This window comes from Citrobacter sp. GW821-FHT02E08 (assembly GCF_059421685.1).
On sequence record NZ_JBWKVL010000004.1, the window covers coordinates 32,071 to 49,437 of the forward strand.

At 51.0% G+C, this 17,367-nt stretch carries 13 protein-coding genes and 1 pseudogene; 9 read left to right on the top strand and 5 right to left on the bottom strand.

The window, feature by feature from the left end:
• Nucleotides 1-444: 444 nt before the first annotated feature.
• Nucleotides 445-828 carry a hypothetical protein gene (locus tag AC07UY_RS06675; protein WP_494660219.1) on the top strand — a complete coding sequence of 128 codons (384 nt, stop codon included), beginning with the start codon at nucleotides 445-447 and terminating at the stop codon, nucleotides 826-828.
• A gap of 560 nt (nucleotides 829-1,388) precedes the next feature.
• Here AC07UY_RS06675 and AC07UY_RS06680 read toward each other — a convergent pair.
• Entirely contained in the window at nucleotides 1,389-2,537 is a 1,149-nt protein-coding gene (locus AC07UY_RS06680; protein ID WP_494660220.1) for a multidrug effflux MFS transporter, read from the bottom strand.
• A gap of 97 nt (nucleotides 2,538-2,634) precedes the next feature.
• Between AC07UY_RS06680 and AC07UY_RS06685 the strand changes: the two genes are divergently transcribed.
• The gene (locus AC07UY_RS06685) at nucleotides 2,635-3,417 is read left to right on the top strand and encodes an AraC family transcriptional regulator (RefSeq protein ID WP_494660221.1); all 783 of its coding nucleotides are present in this window, start codon (nucleotides 2,635-2,637) and stop codon (nucleotides 3,415-3,417) included.
• A 282-nt stretch (nucleotides 3,418-3,699) separates the two neighbouring features.
• Here the strand turns inward: AC07UY_RS06685 and AC07UY_RS06690 are convergent, their stop codons facing one another.
• On the bottom strand, nucleotides 3,700-4,179 hold the full coding sequence (locus AC07UY_RS06690; RefSeq protein ID WP_494700922.1) for a hypothetical protein: 480 nt from the start codon (nucleotides 4,177-4,179) through the stop codon (nucleotides 3,700-3,702).
• A 204-nt stretch (nucleotides 4,180-4,383) separates the two neighbouring features.
• Here AC07UY_RS06690 and AC07UY_RS06695 point away from each other — a divergent pair.
• From AC07UY_RS06695 to tus, 3 genes and pseudogenes are all read left to right on the top strand, one after another.
• Nucleotides 4,384-4,691, top strand: a pseudogene (locus tag AC07UY_RS06695) (tyrosine-type recombinase/integrase); the annotation flags it as partial.
• Between the two features lie 29 nt (nucleotides 4,692-4,720).
• The gene (rstB, locus tag AC07UY_RS06700; protein ID WP_494700923.1) at nucleotides 4,721-6,028 is read left to right on the top strand and encodes a two-component system sensor histidine kinase RstB; all 1,308 of its coding nucleotides are present in this window, start codon (nucleotides 4,721-4,723) and stop codon (nucleotides 6,026-6,028) included.
• 68 nt (nucleotides 6,029-6,096) lie between these two features.
• Nucleotides 6,097-7,026: a DNA replication terminus site-binding protein gene (gene tus, locus AC07UY_RS06705; RefSeq protein WP_494700924.1), complete on the top strand. Its 930-nt coding sequence runs from the start codon at nucleotides 6,097-6,099 to the stop codon at nucleotides 7,024-7,026.
• Here the strand turns inward: tus and fumC are convergent.
• Complete coding sequence (gene fumC / locus AC07UY_RS06710; protein ID WP_494700925.1) at nucleotides 7,023-8,426, bottom strand: class II fumarate hydratase; 1,404 nt, start codon at nucleotides 8,424-8,426, stop codon at nucleotides 7,023-7,025. The genes tus and fumC overlap by 4 nt on opposite strands.
• Nucleotides 8,427-8,569: 143 nt before the next feature.
• Nucleotides 8,570-10,216 (bottom strand): class I fumarate hydratase, encoded by a 1,647-nt coding sequence (fumB, locus tag AC07UY_RS06715; RefSeq protein ID WP_494659782.1) that lies wholly within the window; start codon nucleotides 10,214-10,216, stop codon nucleotides 8,570-8,572.
• A gap of 198 nt (nucleotides 10,217-10,414) precedes the next feature.
• On the opposite strand from fumB, the gene manA reads away from it, so the two are divergent.
• Nucleotides 10,415-11,590 carry a mannose-6-phosphate isomerase gene (gene manA, locus AC07UY_RS06720; RefSeq protein ID WP_494700926.1) on the top strand — a complete coding sequence of 392 codons (1,176 nt, stop codon included), beginning with the start codon at nucleotides 10,415-10,417 and terminating at the stop codon, nucleotides 11,588-11,590.
• A 101-nt stretch (nucleotides 11,591-11,691) separates the two neighbouring features.
• Nucleotides 11,692-13,200 (top strand): YdgA family protein, encoded by a 1,509-nt coding sequence (locus tag AC07UY_RS06725; protein WP_494700927.1) that lies wholly within the window; start codon nucleotides 11,692-11,694, stop codon nucleotides 13,198-13,200.
• Between the two features lie 84 nt (nucleotides 13,201-13,284).
• Here the strand turns inward: AC07UY_RS06725 and AC07UY_RS06730 are convergent, their stop codons facing one another.
• Nucleotides 13,285-14,313: a Mal regulon transcriptional regulator MalI gene (locus AC07UY_RS06730; protein ID WP_203357926.1), complete on the bottom strand. Its 1,029-nt coding sequence runs from the start codon at nucleotides 14,311-14,313 to the stop codon at nucleotides 13,285-13,287.
• Between the two features lie 201 nt (nucleotides 14,314-14,514).
• Between AC07UY_RS06730 and malX the strand changes: the two genes are divergently transcribed.
• Together malX and AC07UY_RS06740 are read left to right on the top strand one after the other, a co-directional pair.
• Nucleotides 14,515-16,107, top strand: coding sequence for a maltose/glucose-specific PTS transporter subunit IIBC (gene malX, locus AC07UY_RS06735; protein ID WP_301699197.1), 1,593 nt, complete (start codon nucleotides 14,515-14,517; stop codon nucleotides 16,105-16,107).
• 10 nt (nucleotides 16,108-16,117) lie between these two features.
• A complete protein-coding gene (locus tag AC07UY_RS06740; protein WP_494700928.1) occupies nucleotides 16,118-17,290 on the top strand; it encodes a MalY/PatB family protein in 1,173 nt (390 codons plus the stop codon).
• Nucleotides 17,291-17,367: the final 77 nt, after the last annotated feature.

Genomic DNA, 17,367 nt, shown 5'->3' on the forward strand with positions numbered 1-17,367 from the left:
GGATTTATTACGCCACCAAAACTTGTTACATACCCCAACCAGGAAAGATGTTCGGGACTAAGTATACGAAAAATGAACTCAGGAATTATTAGAAAAAAAATAATAACAGTCGCGATGTAAATGAATGCCTTCCGTTTTTTTCCCGCCATCCTACTTGCCCTCGTCATCAGTATTGAACAATTATGAGGCAAAAATGATACAGCATGGAGTAATAAAATGTCACAGACCTATTTTTAACTACAGATGCAGTCCAAAAGACAATTAGCAATAGACCTCACAAACTCTCTACGCAGCATCCACGGAAATCTGATATCCACAATCAACAGCGCTAAAATGGGCACATAACGCCTGATAAACTATGGTTCCTGCGTTACTGTCGATATGGTTTCCATTTATTTTAAGAAAAATCTTAAAAGAATCGATAACAACAAAGCTAATGATCTCGTGTCATTCCTACACGAAAAACTAGGGTTTGCAGCTAACAAAGCGGCTGGCAAAGTTAGCAACATGTCACTGGCAATAACTATTGCAAAATTAATTATTAGCTCAGGTAACTTTAAGGAAACTCATATCAACATGGTTAATAAGTTTGCGTCATGGTTTATTAGTGGCGCATCAATATATGGCAATGCTCAATTAGCTTCCTCAGCAGCAAATAAGTTAAAATTCCAGGACTCCGAGTATTATAATTTACTTTATAAAGAAAATTTAGAAATGCTTTACTTCACAATTGAACCGTTCATGACAAAGATAATTTATCAAATAGAGTCAGGAGATAACAGGCCTGAAATTATAGCCGATGCTTTGTATGAGATACTGAAAAAATGAAGAAACTGATTCTATGGCTATTGCAGTCTCATTTTTACCTCGTGCCAGTCATAGTGAGTGTGATTGGTGCTTATTTCATTGTTCGTTTCATTCCGTTTTACCCAGGGGTTTTCGTTGTACTTTGGGTTATTATTGTTGCTTACCTATATGTAAGATACAGCAAATGGGTTTAGCCCTTTTAATCAGAACAGATAGTCGGCCTTGGGCGAGGAGCGGACGTCGCTGTCTGTTCACTGAACCAATTCGGTAATTGCCAGCTCAGCAACTTCTAATGTAGTGGATGCTGTATCATTGCTGTCGAGTGACACTGTTGATGAGAGACCGCTCCACGCAATTATCCATTTGAGTTGACGCTCTCTATCCAGACCAGACATTTCTGGTAACAAATCTCAGTCGTTGTTTAAATATACTTGGCACAGTGGACTGGTTAGCTTTCTCAAAGCTTAAATTTTTAGTTCCCTATGTCACGCGGTTTTGCTTGTTGCCGGATTTCAACTCTTGAACAAACATCAGTGCTATTGCCCGTAAATTCAACACAACGCGCCAAACAAATTTGCGAGTCAAGGCGTAGTGGCTAATTCTGATACGCGAAGGGGTTTACATAACCAGGCTGTCAGCGCGCAGGCTGTGAGAACAAGCCCTAACTGTTGTACCAGACCAGCGACTCCCAGCATCACACCTAGCAGTAAATAGTAGGTCAATCCGAATAATGCTCCGGCAGTTCCCGCTTGCTCCCGATAGTGACGTAGAGCATTGCTCAGTATATTAGGTATCGCAATCCCATAGGCGACGACAACTCCGGTAACAGGCATTAAAATCCACGGCGAATTCTGTAAGCTCCATGCGACAAGACTGGATAACAGGGCCAAACTACAAGCATGACGAACCAATTGCGCAGGTTCCAGGCCTGTGACCAGTAACTTCCGGTTCAGAAGACTTCCAGATAGCGAGGCAATCGCCAGTAGTAATCCCGTCCACCCAAATGCTCTGGCTCCCCAATCCAACTGCTCGAAAAGAAACGGTGCCAGGCTGTAATAACTGAAGATCATTGCATTGAACAGTGAAACCAGCATTGCATTTCGCCAAAGCGAACTGTCACACGCCATGCGGACAGCCAGACAGCCCATACGAGGTGTTATTGTATTTAACGGCCGTGTTTCCGGCAGCATAAAGGCAGTAAGTACCAGCAGCAATATCGCCAGCAACGACAGTGCAATAAATACCCCAATATGACCGTAAATACTCACAATCCAGCCCCCGCTCACCAAACCAAACACCGGACTGACTGCCAGTGCAGCCCCCATGATAGAAAATACGCGAGCCAGGTTCGTGGATTCATAACTGTCCCGTAACATAGTCTGCACCACGACAGATCCTGCAGCAGCACCCAGAGCTGACAACATGCGAGCCAATAACAACATATTAAAATTTGTAGCAACTATCGCCATCACGGCTCCTGACCCATAGCAGGTCAGGCCAAACATCATGGCAAGACGTCTACCAATGCGATCACTCAACCAACCCCATAGTGCTACACCAATAGCAAAGGCGACAAAGTAAACTGAAAGTGTCTGAGCGGTACGTTCACTGCTCACATTGAATGTAAGAGCAATGTTTGGTAACGCCGGGCTGTAGATCGTTTCCACGAGTTGCGGAAACATGATCAGCAGAGTTAACAACCACAGTGGTGGCCGGTTAATAGTATTCATAGCGATGCTTCAATAATGAGGGAATAGATACCATTATTGCGGAAAGGAAGTGGTCACATTACAATCATAAGGACTAAATATATAAAATATCGGACAAATGGCTAAAATTAATCCGGATCAATTTTTTGACGCAGATAGCTTCGATACCCCAGTAATAGGTATTGCAGCCGATCTGGGGCTGCATGATTCTGGTCGACACAGCCACCGTCGCCATCAATTGCTATTTTCTGCTGCGGGTTGTATCACTATTGAGCTGGAAAAAACCTTATGCCTACTTCCACCGCGTCGTGCTGCCTGGATCCCCGCAGGCACTGTTCATCGTGCCATGATGCGTGGCGTTATGGCTTACCGCTCTCTGTATTTTTCAACTACGCTGCCATTTCCTGATATGCCATTACAGGTTGTAGCGGTAAATCCTCTCTTTTACGAAGTCATTGAACGGATGGCATTTTGGTCATGGGACATGCCTGCGAGTCAACAGACCAGCCTGATCACCGTATTTAGTGAAGAGCTACACACAGCGCGTAGTGAGAACTGGAGATTACAGTTTCCCTCAGATCCGCGTCTGTGCTCATGGCTGGACAGCGTGCGCAGGGGCGAATTACCTCCACGACTGAGCCAACTGGCGCATCGAGTTGGTGCATGCGAGCGCACGATTAGTCGAATTTTTATCAGAGATACGGGGATGAATTATCAGAGCTGGCGACAACAATGGCGATTGCTGAAGGCAATGGAATTGGTTGCTGATGGAGCTAATATAAATCAAATTGCGCAGCAACTGGAATTTGTCAGCGACAGTGCATTCATCGCATTTTTCCGTCAGCATACAGGTATAACACCAAAACATTATTCAAATAAGGCGCGAACCGGAGGTGAGTAGAACACGTTCAATATTAAATAATGACTCACTTCTATTTTACATTACGTACTTTCCATCTAAACAAGACCGTTTCGTTAAGAGGTAAGTACTGTCCGATTAAAAAGCGACCTTAGCGTGGAATATTTCTGTTTTCCTGGCAGCCCCAAAGGTAACGCCCGCTCCTGGCACTGAGCGGACTGGCATGTGGAACTGTAGGCCCGCTTTGAGCGAGGAGCGGAAGTTTGCAATCGCTCTCATTGCTGATGACTGCGGCACCCATGTCAGCCCAGGATATGTTGTCACTTACTCTATCCAAGGGACAGGTTCACCAATATATGTGTGTGTGCAGCAGCGGCAAGTTACCTTCACGTCTTTTCCCGTAATTGAAGGATCTACCTGTTGCAGAATTCCATTCTCATCAACAAACAGACCCGGGTAAAAACTGCTTTCGCCAATGCAGACTAAATCCCTTCTCTGATGCTCATGTAGCGCGACCAACCAGAATACAGGCTCGGTGGTATCAAGACGTCCACATACTTCGCTGAATATTTCATCCCACGGTTTGCCAATCTGTTTGATCAGAAAATAAAACAATGGTGTGTAGTCTCGGCCACGCTTCTGTCTGCCATGCATTGTCTCGCGCTTTGCCAGTAGCTCATCTCCGACTTTTTTACGATTGCGTTCCCAGCGATACTCAACTCCTGGATTATTAGAATGGTGTCGCGTAGTCGTGTTGACGCTGCGATACAGCTTACGGGATTTATTCAGTTGATGAGTACGCATAGCTCGATCTCGTGCATCCTTTTTTTTGTGGGTCAGTAGCCCTTTTCGGAGCTAGATTCAATAGTGATTGGCTGTATAAAAAACGGCCATGCTTGAAGGCAGTCTCATTCTGCTCAAATACCTTCCTACTGACAACTACCAAAAGTCCGCTCTTGGTTGTGAGTTCAACCGATGGATGCAACACACTTATTGAACCGCTCTGCGGGTAAGCAAATTGCACGTTATTCTGTGAGTTCCATTAATTCGATCTGGAACGTTGCCGTTCGTAGGCGAACATACGACGTCGCCGTTCGTATCAAACACGTCATACGTTTGCATGTTGGATGTTGTCAGCCGGTGCAAACCCTGCTTTTATAGCAGCACAAATGGGACATGAAAACGCACAGCGGGTTTATACAGTGTACTCTGCCTGGATACATGCTCTGGACGGTGATCAGATTGCATTCCTCAACAAGCGCATCGATGAATACAACTCTGCCCCCATAGTGCCCCTGACGGTAAAACCAGTTTAGCTAACTCATTGTATTTATGGTGTGATGTCATGAAGAAGCTGTTTGTGCAGTTTTATCTGTTGCTGTTTGTCTGCTTTCTGGTCATGACCTTGCTGGTTGGTTTAGTTTATAAATTCACTGCCGAGCGTGCGGGCAGGCAATCGCTCGACGATTTGATGAAAAGTTCGCTGTACCTTATGCGCAGCGAACTGCGCGAAATCCCCCCCAGCGATTGGGGAAAAACCCTTAAAGAGATGGACCTCAATCTCTCGTTCGATCTGCGTGTCGAACCGCTGAATAAATACAAACTGGATAGCGTCACGACGCAGCGACTGCGGGAAGGCGATATCGTCGCGCTTGACGATCAATACACGTTTATTCAGCGTATTCCGCGCAGCCACTACGTGCTGGCCGTGGGGCCGGTGCCGTATCTCTATTTTCTGCATCAGATGCGTTTGCTGGACATGGCGTTGATGGCCTTTATCGCTATCTCCCTCGCCTTTCCAGTTTTTATCTGGATGCGGCCACACTGGCAGGAGATGTTAAGGCTGGAATCCGCAGCGCAACGCTTCGGCGAGGGGCATCTCACCGAGCGGCTCCATTTTGACAATGGTTCCAGTTTTGAACGGCTGGGGATCGCCTTTAACCAAATGGCTGACAACATCAACGCCCTTATTGCCAGCAAGAAACAGCTTATCGATGGCATTGCCCACGAGCTCCGCACACCGCTTGTACGTTTGCGCTATCGCCTGGAGATGAGCGACAACCTGAGCGAGCAAGAGTCGCTGGCGCTGAATCGCGATATTGGTCAACTGGAAGCGTTAATTGAGGAATTACTGACCTACGCTCGCCTCGACCGGCCGCAAAATGAATTAAAGCTCACGGTTCCCGACCTCCCCGCATGGCTGATTGCCCATCTTGACGATGTGCAAAGCGTCAATCCTGAACGCAAAGTCCATCTGAGTAACCTGGTATCAGGCGATTACGGCGCGCTGGATATGCGACTCATGGAGCGCGTACTGGATAACCTGCTCAACAATGCCTTGCGCTACTGTCATTACACCGTGCATGTCAGCCTGTTGTTAGCGGGCAACCAGGCCACCCTGCTCGTTGAGGATGATGGCCCGGGTATCGCCCCCGATGCGCGTGAACGCATCTTTGAACCGTTCGTACGCCTCGATCCCAGCCGGGATCGCGCCACGGGCGGTTGCGGACTCGGATTAGCGATTGTTCGCTCAATCGCGTTAGCGATGGGGGGAACGGTAAGCTGTGGCGAAAGCGCGTTAGGCGGCGCACAGTTCAGTTTCAACTGGCCAGTCTGGCACGACATCGCCGATTTTCCCCCTGTCAGGCCTTAATCGCACGGTGGTCAGGCGTGGAATGCTGTGGTATACAATAAGTATGTTGTAACTAAAATGGTGAACATATGGCCCGTTACGATCTCGTTGAACGCCTGAATGGTACCTTTCGCCAGATAGAGCAAGAACTGGCAGACCTGACGGAAAAGCTTGAGCAGCATACCTTGCTGATGGCGCGTGTCTTTTCTCTGCCTGAAGTGACAAAAGAGGCCGAACATTCGCCGCTGGAAACCATCGACGTTAAACAGCATCTGGGGAAGGAAGCCGAAGCGCTGGCTTTGCGCCATTACCGTCACCTGTTTATCCAGCAGCAGTCTGAACATCGCAGCAGCAAAGCCGCAGTACGTCTGCCGGGGGTGCTCTGCTATCAGGTTGATCATGCCACGCAGGCGATGCTCGAAAACCAGATACAACGCATCAACCAGTTAAAAACCACGTTTGAGCATCTTGTGACGGTCGAATCCGCCCTTGCGCCAAATGCGCGTTTCGAGTGGGTACACCGGCATTTACCTGGGCTTATTACGCTGAATGCTTACCGCACACTGACGGTTATTCGCGATCCGGCCACCCTGCGATTTGGCTGGGCGAATAAACATATCATTAAGAATTTGCGCCGCGATGATGTTCTGGCGCAACTGGAGAAGAGTCTGAGTTCGCCGCGTAGCGTTTATCCATGGACCCGCGAAGAGTGGCAGACCAAACTGGAACGCGAATATCAGGATATCGCCGCCCTGGGGCAACACGCCAGACTGAAGATTAAACGACCGGTGAAAGTGCAACCTATCGCCAGAGTCTGGTACAAAGGGCAACAGAAACAGGTTCAGCATGCCTGTCCGACACCGCTTATCGCGTTGATTAATACGGATAACGGCGCTGGCGTACCGGATATTGGTGAATTGTTAAACTACGATGCTGAAAATATTCAGCACCGTTTTAAACCCCAGGCACAGCCGTTACGATTGATCATCCCACGGCTGCACCTGTATGTAGCGGATTAATGGCCCGGTTTCATACTACCGACCATCAATTCCGGGCGAACCCAGCTGTCGAACTCCGCTTCCGTTAGGTAGCCTAACGCCAGGGCTGACGCTTTCAGGGTCAGCCCTTCTTTATGCGCTTTTTTGGCGATTTCTGCCGCTTTGTCATACCCGATGTGCGTATTGAGCGCCGTCACCAGCATCAGCGATTCGTTGAGCAACTGGTTGATGCGCTCACGATTCGGCTCAATTCCCACGGCACAATGCGCGTTAAAACTCTCCATACCGTCTGCCAGCAAACGAACAGATTGCAGGAAGTTATGAATCACCATCGGACGATAGACGTTAAGCTCAAAATTGCCTGATGCCCCGCCCATATTCACTGCTACATCATTGCCCATCACCTGGCAACACAGCATAGTCAGCGCTTCACACTGGGTCGGGTTCACTTTGCCCGGCATTATCGAACTTCCCGGTTCATTTTCTGGAATTTCAATCTCGCCAATCCCACAGCGTGGGCCTGACGCCAGCCAACGTACATCGTTGGCAATTTTCATCAACGACGCCGCCAGCCCCTTTAACGCACCGTGCGCATGGACCAGCGCATCACAGGTCGCCAGCGCTTCAAATTTGTTCGGCGCAGTGACAAACGGCGCGCCGCTACTTACCGCCAGTTCATCCGCCACCCGGCGGGCATACTCCGGATGGGTATTCAACCCGGTTCCGACGGCCGTTCCGCCCAGCGCCAGTTCCGCGACGTGCGGCAAACTATGCTCAATATGGTTGAGATTGTGTTCCAGCATCGCCACCCAGCCCGAAATCTCCTGGCCAAGCGTCAGGGGGGTCGCATCCTGCAGGTGTGTACGGCCAATTTTGACAATATCCGCAAAGGCGTGGGATTTTTCGGTGAGCGTTTTGGTCAACACCTTCAACTGTGGGATCAGTTGATTGCGCAGCGCCAGCAGCGCCGCGACATGCATCGCCGTCGGGAAGACGTCGTTAGAACTCTGACTTTTATTGACGTCATCATTCGGATGCACTTTGCGTTCCATGCCGCGAACGCCGCCCATCAGCTCGCTGGCGCGGTTTGCCAGCACCTCGTTCATGTTCATATTGCTCTGGGTTCCCGACCCGGTCTGCCAGATAGCCAGCGGGAACTCATCAGTATGTTTGTCAGCCAGCACTTCATCTGCCGCCTGCCTGATAGCGGAGGCTTTCTCCGCCGACAGTAATCCTAAATCTTCGTTGACCTTTGCCGCTGCGCGCTTGGTCAGCGCCAGCGCGTGGATCAGTGAGACGGGCATTTTCTCCGTAGAAATACGAAAATGCTCCAGCGAACGCTGGGTTTGCGCGCCCCATAGCTTATCTGCCGGGACATCAATCGCGCCCATCGAATCTTTCTCGCGGCGTACCGTTACCATGACCTGCTCCTTATACAATCATTTGATTAGGTTATGTTTCGACATGGCCCACTTGCTTGCAGTCTTAATAAGTATCAACGAAATCAGTACCGCCATTTGGTGGTTTGTGCGGTAAAAAAAACCGCCCCGAAGGGCGGCTGACGTTACTTAACGCAGCGTGCGCACTGCGACGTCTGAATCTGTTGGAAGAAATCGTTGCCCTTATCATCGACAAGAATAAAGGCCGGGAAATCTTCGACTTCAATTTTCCAGATAGCTTCCATCCCCAGTTCAGGATATTCCACACACTCCAGGCTCTTGATACTGCCCTGAGCCAGTACCGCCGCCGGGCCGCCAATACTGCCAAGATAGAAGCCACCGTGCTTATGACAGGCATCGGTAACCTGTTGGCTGCGGTTGCCTTTCGCCAGCATGATCATACTGCCGCCAGCCGACTGGAGCTGATCCACATAGGAATCCATACGTCCTGCGGTGGTTGGGCCAAGCGAACCAGAGGCATACCCTTCTGGCGTTTTCGCCGGGCCGGCGTAGTAGATAGGATGATCTTTCACGTACTGCGGCAAACCTTCACCGTTATCCAGTCGCTCTTTCAACTTCGCGTGGGCAATATCGCGCCCCACAATAATGGTGCCGTTCAACGACAAACGCGTCGACACCGGATACTGAGACAGTTGCTCAAGGATCGCTTTCATCGGGCGATTAAGGTCGATCCGAACCGCCTCCCCCTCACCGGCCTGACGTAACGCTTCCGGGATGTATTTCCCCGGGTTGTGCTCGAGTTTCTCTACCCAGATACCTTTACGGTTGATCTTCGCCTTGATGTTGCGGTCCGCAGAACAGGAGACGCCCATCCCCACCGGACATGACGCGCCGTGACGCGGCAGACGAATCACCCGGATGTCGTGTGCGAAATATTTCCCGCCAAACTGCGCGCCCAGTCCAAGATTTTGCGCTTCAATCAGCAGCTCTTTTTCCAGCTCGACATCACGAAACGCCTGGCCGTGCTCATTACCTTCGGTTGGCAGCTCGTCATAATATTTTGCCGAAGCCAGTTTGACGGTCTTCAGCGTCGCTTCCGCCGAGGTGCCGCCAATCACAAAGGCGATGTGGTACGGAGGGCAAGCCGCCGTCCCCAGCGTGCGCATCTTATCGACCAGATAATTTTTCAATTTTCCGGGTGATAACAGCGCTTTGGTTTCCTGATACAGATAAGTTTTGTTCGCTGACCCGCCGCCTTTGGCGATACACAGGAATTTATACTCGTCGCCATCGACGCTGTAGAGATCAATCTGCGCAGGCAGGTTGGTGCCGGTATTGACCTCTTTGTACATATCCAGCGCGGCGTTTTGCGAATAGCGCAGGTTATCTTCGATGTAGGTGTTATAGACACCGCGGGCAAGCGCAGCTTCATCGCCGCCGCCTGTCCAAACACGTTGACCTTTTTTACCGACGATGATCGCCGTGCCGGTATCCTGGCAGGTTGGCAAAATACCTTTCGCAGCGATGTCAGAGTTACGCAAGAATTGCAGTGCGACATACTTATCGTTTTCGCTGGCATCCGGGTCATGCAGAATATCAGCCACCTGTTGCTGGTGTGCGGGACGCAACATAAAAGAGGCATCATGGAATGCCTGTCGGGCAACGAGGGTTAAGGCTTCCGGGGCAACCTTGAGCACTTCCTGCCCGGCAAACTCGGCAACGGAAACATGCTCACTGGTCAGTAGATAATATTCGGTGTCATCCTTTTGGAGGGGAAAAGGATCCTGATAATGGAAGGGTTTGTTTGACATTGTACTCTCACTTACAGCTCGGTCTGTTTATACTCTGGGCAGATTTTCCAAAGCCCTGCTAAAAAGCAATTCACCTATCCTACACATTTTTTTAACAAAAACTGAGACAAGGACGACTTTTTACGTGCAGAGGTTACTTCCACTGGGTTTCTTGCTTTAATACACGCATTAATTTCCACATTGAAACAAGGCTTGATAATGCAAAAACTCATCAACTCAGTGCAAAACTATGCCTGGGGAAGTAAAACTGCGTTAACAGAACTCTATGGGATCGCCAATCCGTCTCAGCAACCGATGGCTGAACTCTGGATGGGGGCGCACCCGAAAAGCAGCTCTAAAGTTCAGGATGCTCACGGTCAGACCGTCTCATTGCGCGACGTGATCGACAGTAACAAATCTGCGCTGCTTGGCGATGCGGTCGCTAACCGTTTTGGTGAGCTGCCGTTCCTGTTTAAAGTGCTGTGCGCCGCGCAACCGCTCTCTATTCAGGTACACCCGAACAAACACAGTTCTGAAATCGGATTTGCGAAAGAGAATGCAGCGGGTATCCCGATGGATGCCGCAGAACGCAACTATAAAGATCCGAACCACAAACCTGAGCTGGTTTTCGCCCTGACGCCATTTTTGGCGATGAATGCGTTTCGCGAGTTTTCCGAGATTGTTTCTCTGCTACAGCCGGTTTCCGGCGCACACCCATCCATTGCGCACTTCCTGCAAGCCCCCAACGCGGAACGTCTGAGTCAACTCTTTGCCAGCCTGCTCAATATGAAGGGTGAAGAGAAATCCCGCGCGCTGGCGGTGTTAAAAGCCGCACTGAACAGCCAACAAGGCGAACCGTGGCAGACTATCCGTGTTATTTCTGAGTTCTACCCGGATGACAGTGGCCTCTTTTCACCGCTGCTGCTGAACGTGGTCAAACTGAACCCTGGCGATGCCATGTTCCTGTTTGCCGAAACGCCGCATGCGTACCTGCAGGGCGTGGCGTTAGAAGTCATGGCGAATTCCGACAACGTGCTGCGTGCCGGATTAACGCCAAAATACATTGATATCCCGGAACTTGTCGCCAACGTTCAGTTTGTGGCAAAACCCGCGTCTCAACTGCTGACCACCCCGGTCAAAAACGGTGCGGAGCTGGACTTCCCTATCCCGGTGGATGATTTTGCGTTTTCCCTGCATGACCTGTCTGCGCAGGAAACGGCTATCGCCCAGCAAAGCGCGGCCATTCTGTTCTGCGTTGAAGGTGAAGCGGTACTGGGCAAAGGCGAAGAGCGGTTGGTCCTTAAGCCAGGAGAATCGGCATTTATTGGCGCACAAGAGTCTCCGGTTTCTGCCAGCGGCGTGGGCCGTTTAGCCAGGGTTTATAACAAGCTTTAGCAACATACTGAATTTTTTAACAACTCTTGCTAAGCTAGTAAGTGGCTTATAACTTATCCAGGCGGATTCTCCCGCCTGGTTTCATTTTATGGATAATCGATATGAAAAAATCGCTGGTAGCTGCGGGAGTCATCGTTGCACTTGGCATCGTCTGGACGGGTGGCGCGTGGTACACAGGGAAGAAACTGGAAACGCATCTTTCCGAGATGATTTCTGAGGCTAATACCCAACTTAAACTGAATTCACCGGAAGCGAACATAGAACTCAGTTATCAGAACTACCAGCGCGGCGTATTTAGCAGCCAGTTGCAGTTGGTGGTAAAACCCATCGCAGGTAAAGAAAGTCCATGGATGAAACCAGACCAAAGTCTGGTGGTGAATGAGGCGGTAGATCACGGCCCCTTCCCGTTCGCCCAGTTGAAGACGCTGAATCTTGTCCCTTCAATGGCCTCAGTCAAAACCACCCTGGTGAACAATGCGTTTAGTAAACCGCTGTTTGATTTTGCCAAAGGTGAGTCACCGTTCGAAATTAACTCCCGTATCGCCTACAGCGGCGACACGCGCTCCAGTATCGCTATCAAGCCGTTAAGCTACGAAAATGAAGGCGAAAAAGTGGCATTCAGCGGGGGTGAATTCCAGCTCGATGCAGACAAAGACGGGAGCATCGTTTCTCTGACGGGTGAAGCGCAAAGCGGACTGGTTGATGCCGTCAATGAATATAACCAGAAAGTACAAATCACCTTTAATAACCTGAAAACCGACGGTGCCAGTAGCGTCGCCAGTTTTGGCGGGCGCATAGGTAACCAGCAACTGTCGGTAGAAAAACTGGCAATCTCAGTCGAAGGCAAAGAGATGTCGGTACTGGAAGGGATGAACATCAGCGGGAAATCCGAACTGACGCCTGATGGTAAAACCATCAACAGCCAACTGGACTACGCGCTTAAGAGCCTTAAAGTTCAGGGGCAGGATTTGGGTAGCGGTCAACTGACGTTGAAAGCGGGCCAGATTAATGCTGAAGCCTGGCATCAGTTTAGTAAGCAGTATAACGCGCAAACACAAGCGCTGATGGCACAGCCGGACGTGGTGCAAGATCCTGACCTTTATCAGGAAAAAGTGACTGAAGCGTTTTTCACCGCCCTGCCGCTGCTGTTGAAAGGCGAACCGGTGATCACCGTTGCGCCATTGAGCTGGAAAAATGCCAAAGGTGAAACAGCACTTAATTTATCTCTTTTCCTGAAAGATCCAACAACCTCAACCGTTGAGCCGCAAACCCTGTCGCAGGAGCTGGACCGCTCTGTTAAATCCCTCGAGGGTAAGCTGACGATCCCGGTGGATATGGCCGTTGAGTTCATGACGCAGGTCGCAAAGCTTGAAGGTTATCAACCGGAAGAAGCAGCCAGTATGGCGAATCAACAGGTAAAAGGTCTCGCCGCGATGGGACAAATGTTCCGTATCACGACGATGCAGGATAATGCCATTGCCACCAGCCTGCAGTACGCGAACGGTCAGGTAACACTTAACGGGCAAAAAATGCCGTTAGATGAGTTCGTAGGGATGTTTGGCATGCCGACGCTCCCTGTTCCACAAGCGCCTGCCGTACCTCAGCCGTAATTTTTCAACACGCAGTGTGCCCGATGACATTACGCTCATCGGGCAATTCCCTTCGCGATGGGTTCAGCCGTTGCGCCAGAACGCTTACTTCTGGGTGATAAGTCGGGCCGAAATGGTCTGACTACGCGACACGCTCTCTTCATGACCGATCTTCTGCAGGATGCGTTCCGCCAGGGTATACCCTATCTCGCGGGCGGGGGTACTGGCCCAGACAATGGGCAAATCATCCAGTGCATGTTCCGCAACATCGGCAAACGCCGCCAACGAAATTTGCTGATCAAAATAGCGATCCACGCCGCTTTCGCCACTTTGACGACCTGCCCGCATCAACCCAAACCACGCGCCCATCGCGATAGTTTCGTTGTAGCAGACCACCGCGCTGATGGTCGGGTTGTGACGCAGCAAGGCGGTAATCGCTTCGGCTGCCTGCTTCTGGCTGGAAACACATTCCAGCACCCAGTCGCTGTGAAACGGCAAACCAAACTTCAGGAGGGTTGCGCAATAGCCGCCGACGCGCTCAGCTCGGGTCAGCGATGAACTTTGCCCCCCGAGCCACGCAATGCGTTGATGCCCGTGGCGAATGAGATGCTCGGTCAGCAACTGCGCCGCCTGCATGTTATCCGGGCGGACCGTATCCACTTCATCAAGGTAACTGGCGCGTGAAGCAAACACCACCGGGATCCCTTTTTCCTCTGCCAGTTGTCGCAAGGTATCGCTGCTGCCTGCCGCACCGGCAATCACCACACCATCGACGCCCTGATTGAGCAACATAGAAAAGCGTTGCGTTAGTTGTTCGCCATCCTGGCCGCCGTGAAGGAGAAAAACCATCCGCCCCTGCGACTCCAGCGCTTCCGTCAACCCGGCGGTCAGTTCTGCATAAAAAGAGGCCGACAGATCACGCACAATCAATCCAATGACGCCACTCTGCCCGCCGCGCAGCGCCGAAGCCTGACGATTGCGAACAAACCCGAGCTGTTCAATCGCCGCATTCACCCGTTCGCCGGTGGCCGACGAAATGCGGCCTTTACCGCTAAGTACTAATGAAACGGTACTGACAGAGACACCCGCAGCCAACGCAACATCATGGATAGTAATTTTTTTGGCTATGGCCATGAAAACTGAAAACTCCCCCGAAAACGTGACCTACCCGTGCCTTGACCGGATAGAGATAAAACGTTTTATCAATTACTTATATTTATACGCTTTATTATCGTTCGGTAATGTGATTTATGCCGCACTAAAATTAGGTAAAACGTTTTATCTTCTCGTCCTACAAACCTAAAACAGAGCCTTCTTTTCACAAGGAATCGTTAGATGACGACGAGAACAACTCCAAAAATAACCTTATGGGAGTTTTTTCAGCAGTTGGGGAAAACGTTTATGTTGCCCGTGGCCCTGCTCTCTTTCTGCGGGATCATGCTGGGTATCGGTAGCTCGCTAAGCAGCCATGACGTTATCACGCTGATCCCGGCGTTGGGGAATCCTGTGCTACAGGCCCTGTTTACCTGGATGAGTAAAGTCGGCTCCTTTGCGTTCAGTTTCCTGCCGGTGATGTTCTGTATCGCCATCCCGCTCGGACTGGCGCGCGAAAACAAAGGCGTTGCCGCCTTTGCGGGATTCGTCGGCTATGCCGTGATGAACCTTGCGGTGAACTTCTGGTTAACCGCGAAAGGGATCCTTCCGACCACCGATGCCGCGATTCTGAAAGCCAACAACGTACAGAATATTCTGGGGATCCAGTCGATCGACACCGGGATCCTCGGCGCGGTTATCGCCGGGATTATCGTCTGGATGCTGCATGAGCGTTTTCATAACATCCGTCTGCCGGACGCGCTGGCCTTCTTTGGCGGCACCCGTTTTGTTCCGATCATCTCTTCCGTAGTGATGGGACTTGTCGGTCTGGTTATCCCGCTGGTGTGGCCTGTCTTCGCGATGGGTATCAGCGGACTGGGACACATCATTAACAGCGCCGGTGATTTCGGTCCGATGATTTTTGGTACCGGTGAACGCCTGCTGTTGCCGTTTGGTCTGCACCATATTCTGGTGGCGTTGATTCGCTTCACCGAAGCGGGCGGCACGCAGGACGTTTGCGGTCATAGCGTCAGTGGCGCATTGACCATTTTCCAGGCACAGCTGAGCTGCCCGACCACCCACGGTTTCTCTGAAAGCGCTACCCGCTTCCTGTCTCAGGGGAAAATGCCGGCTTTCCTCGGCGGTCTGCCGGGCGCGGCATTGGCCATGTATCACTGCGCCCGCCCGGAAAATCGTCACAAAATTAAAGGGCTGCTGATTTCCGGTCTGATCGCCTGTGTTGTCGGCGGAACGACAGAACCGCTGGAGTTCCTGTTCCTGTTTGTCGCTCCCGTGTTGTATGTGATTCATGCCCTGCTGACTGGCCTTGGCTTCACCGTCATGGCGATTTTGGGCGTCACTATCGGTAACACTGACGGCAACATCATCGACTTTGTGGTATTCGGTATTCTGCACGGCCTCTCCACGAAGTGGTATCTGGTGCCGGTGGTGGCCGCCATCTGGTTTGCGGTCTACTACGTGATTTTCCGCTTCGCCATTACCCGCTTTAATCTGAAGACGCCGGGTCGCGATACGGAAATTGCCAGCAATATTGAGAAAGTCGTGGCCGGTGCGCCTGGAAAATCCGGCTATAACGTTCCGGCCATCCTCGCTGCGCTGGGTGGCAGTGACAATATCGTCAACCTAGATAACTGCATTACACGCTTACGTTTGTCGGTTAAGGACATGTCGCTGGTGAATGTGCAGGCGCTAAAAGACAATCGTGCCATCGGCGTGGTACAGCTGAACCAGCACAATTTACAGGTGGTCATTGGCCCGCAGGTACAGTCTGTGAAAGACGAAATGGCCAGTCTGATGAACACCGTTCAGGCATAAGGATAGCGATATGTTCGATTTTTCGAAGGTTGTCGACAGGCACGGAACCTGGTGTACGCAGTGGGATTATGTCGCCGACCGTTTTGGTTGCGCCGATCTGCTGCCATTTACCATCTCGGATATGGATTTCGCCACTGCCCCCTGCATTCTTGAGGCGCTGAATCAGCGCCTGACGCACGGTGTTCTGGGGTACAGTCGTTGGAAAAACGAGGAATTTTTAGGCGCCATCAGCCACTGGTTTTTGACGCGCCACCACACCCCGATTGACCCTCAATCGGTGGTGTATGGTCCCTCCGTTATCTATATGGTGTCTGAGCTGATCCGCCAGTGGTCCAATGTGGGCGAAGGCGTGGTCATCCATACCCCGGCTTATGATGCTTTTTATAAAGCCATTGAGGGGAACCAACGCACCGTTCTTCCTGTTGCGCTGGAAAAACGTGATAACGACTGGCTCTGCGACATGACAAAGCTCGAGGCCGTACTCGCTCGCCCTGAGAGCAAGATCCTGCTGTTATGCAGTCCTCAGAATCCCACGGGCAAAGTCTGGACCCGTGATGAACTGGAGACCATGGCGGCACTTTGTCACCGTCACGGCGTCCGGGTTATTTCTGATGAGATTCATATGGATATGGTTTGGGGAGATCACCCTCACATCCCCTGGAGCAATGTGGCGCGCGGTCACTGGGCGCTGCTGACCTCCGGGTCCAAGAGTTTCAATATCCCGGCATTAACCGGGGCATACGGGCTTATCGAAGATGAAAGCAGTCGGGAACGCTATCTGAGCGCCCTGAAAGGCCGCGATGGTTTGTCTTCACCGGCAGTTTTGGCGCTTACCGCGCACATTGCCGCCTATCAGGACGGCGCGGAGTGGCTGGATGCGCTACGCGACTACCTGAGAGATAACCTGAACTTTATCGCGCAGTCGCTGAATACAGCATTTCCTGAGCTGAACTGGCAGGTGCCGCAATCCACCTATCTGGCGTGGATCGATCTTCGTCCGTTAAACATTGATGATAACGCATTGCAGGATGCGCTGATTTATCAGGAAAAAGTCGCCATTATGCCCGGCTATACTTACGGTCAGGAAGGCCGGGGATTTGTGCGACTGAATGCCGGTTGCCCCCGCGTCAAACTTGAAAAAGGCGTTGCCGGTTTGATCAACGCGATTCGAGCCGTACGCTAACTCTGGTTGCGCAATGAAATTAATCATTGCGCAACATAGATTTCACCCCCCGTTTGTTTTTATAATAGCGAGCACTT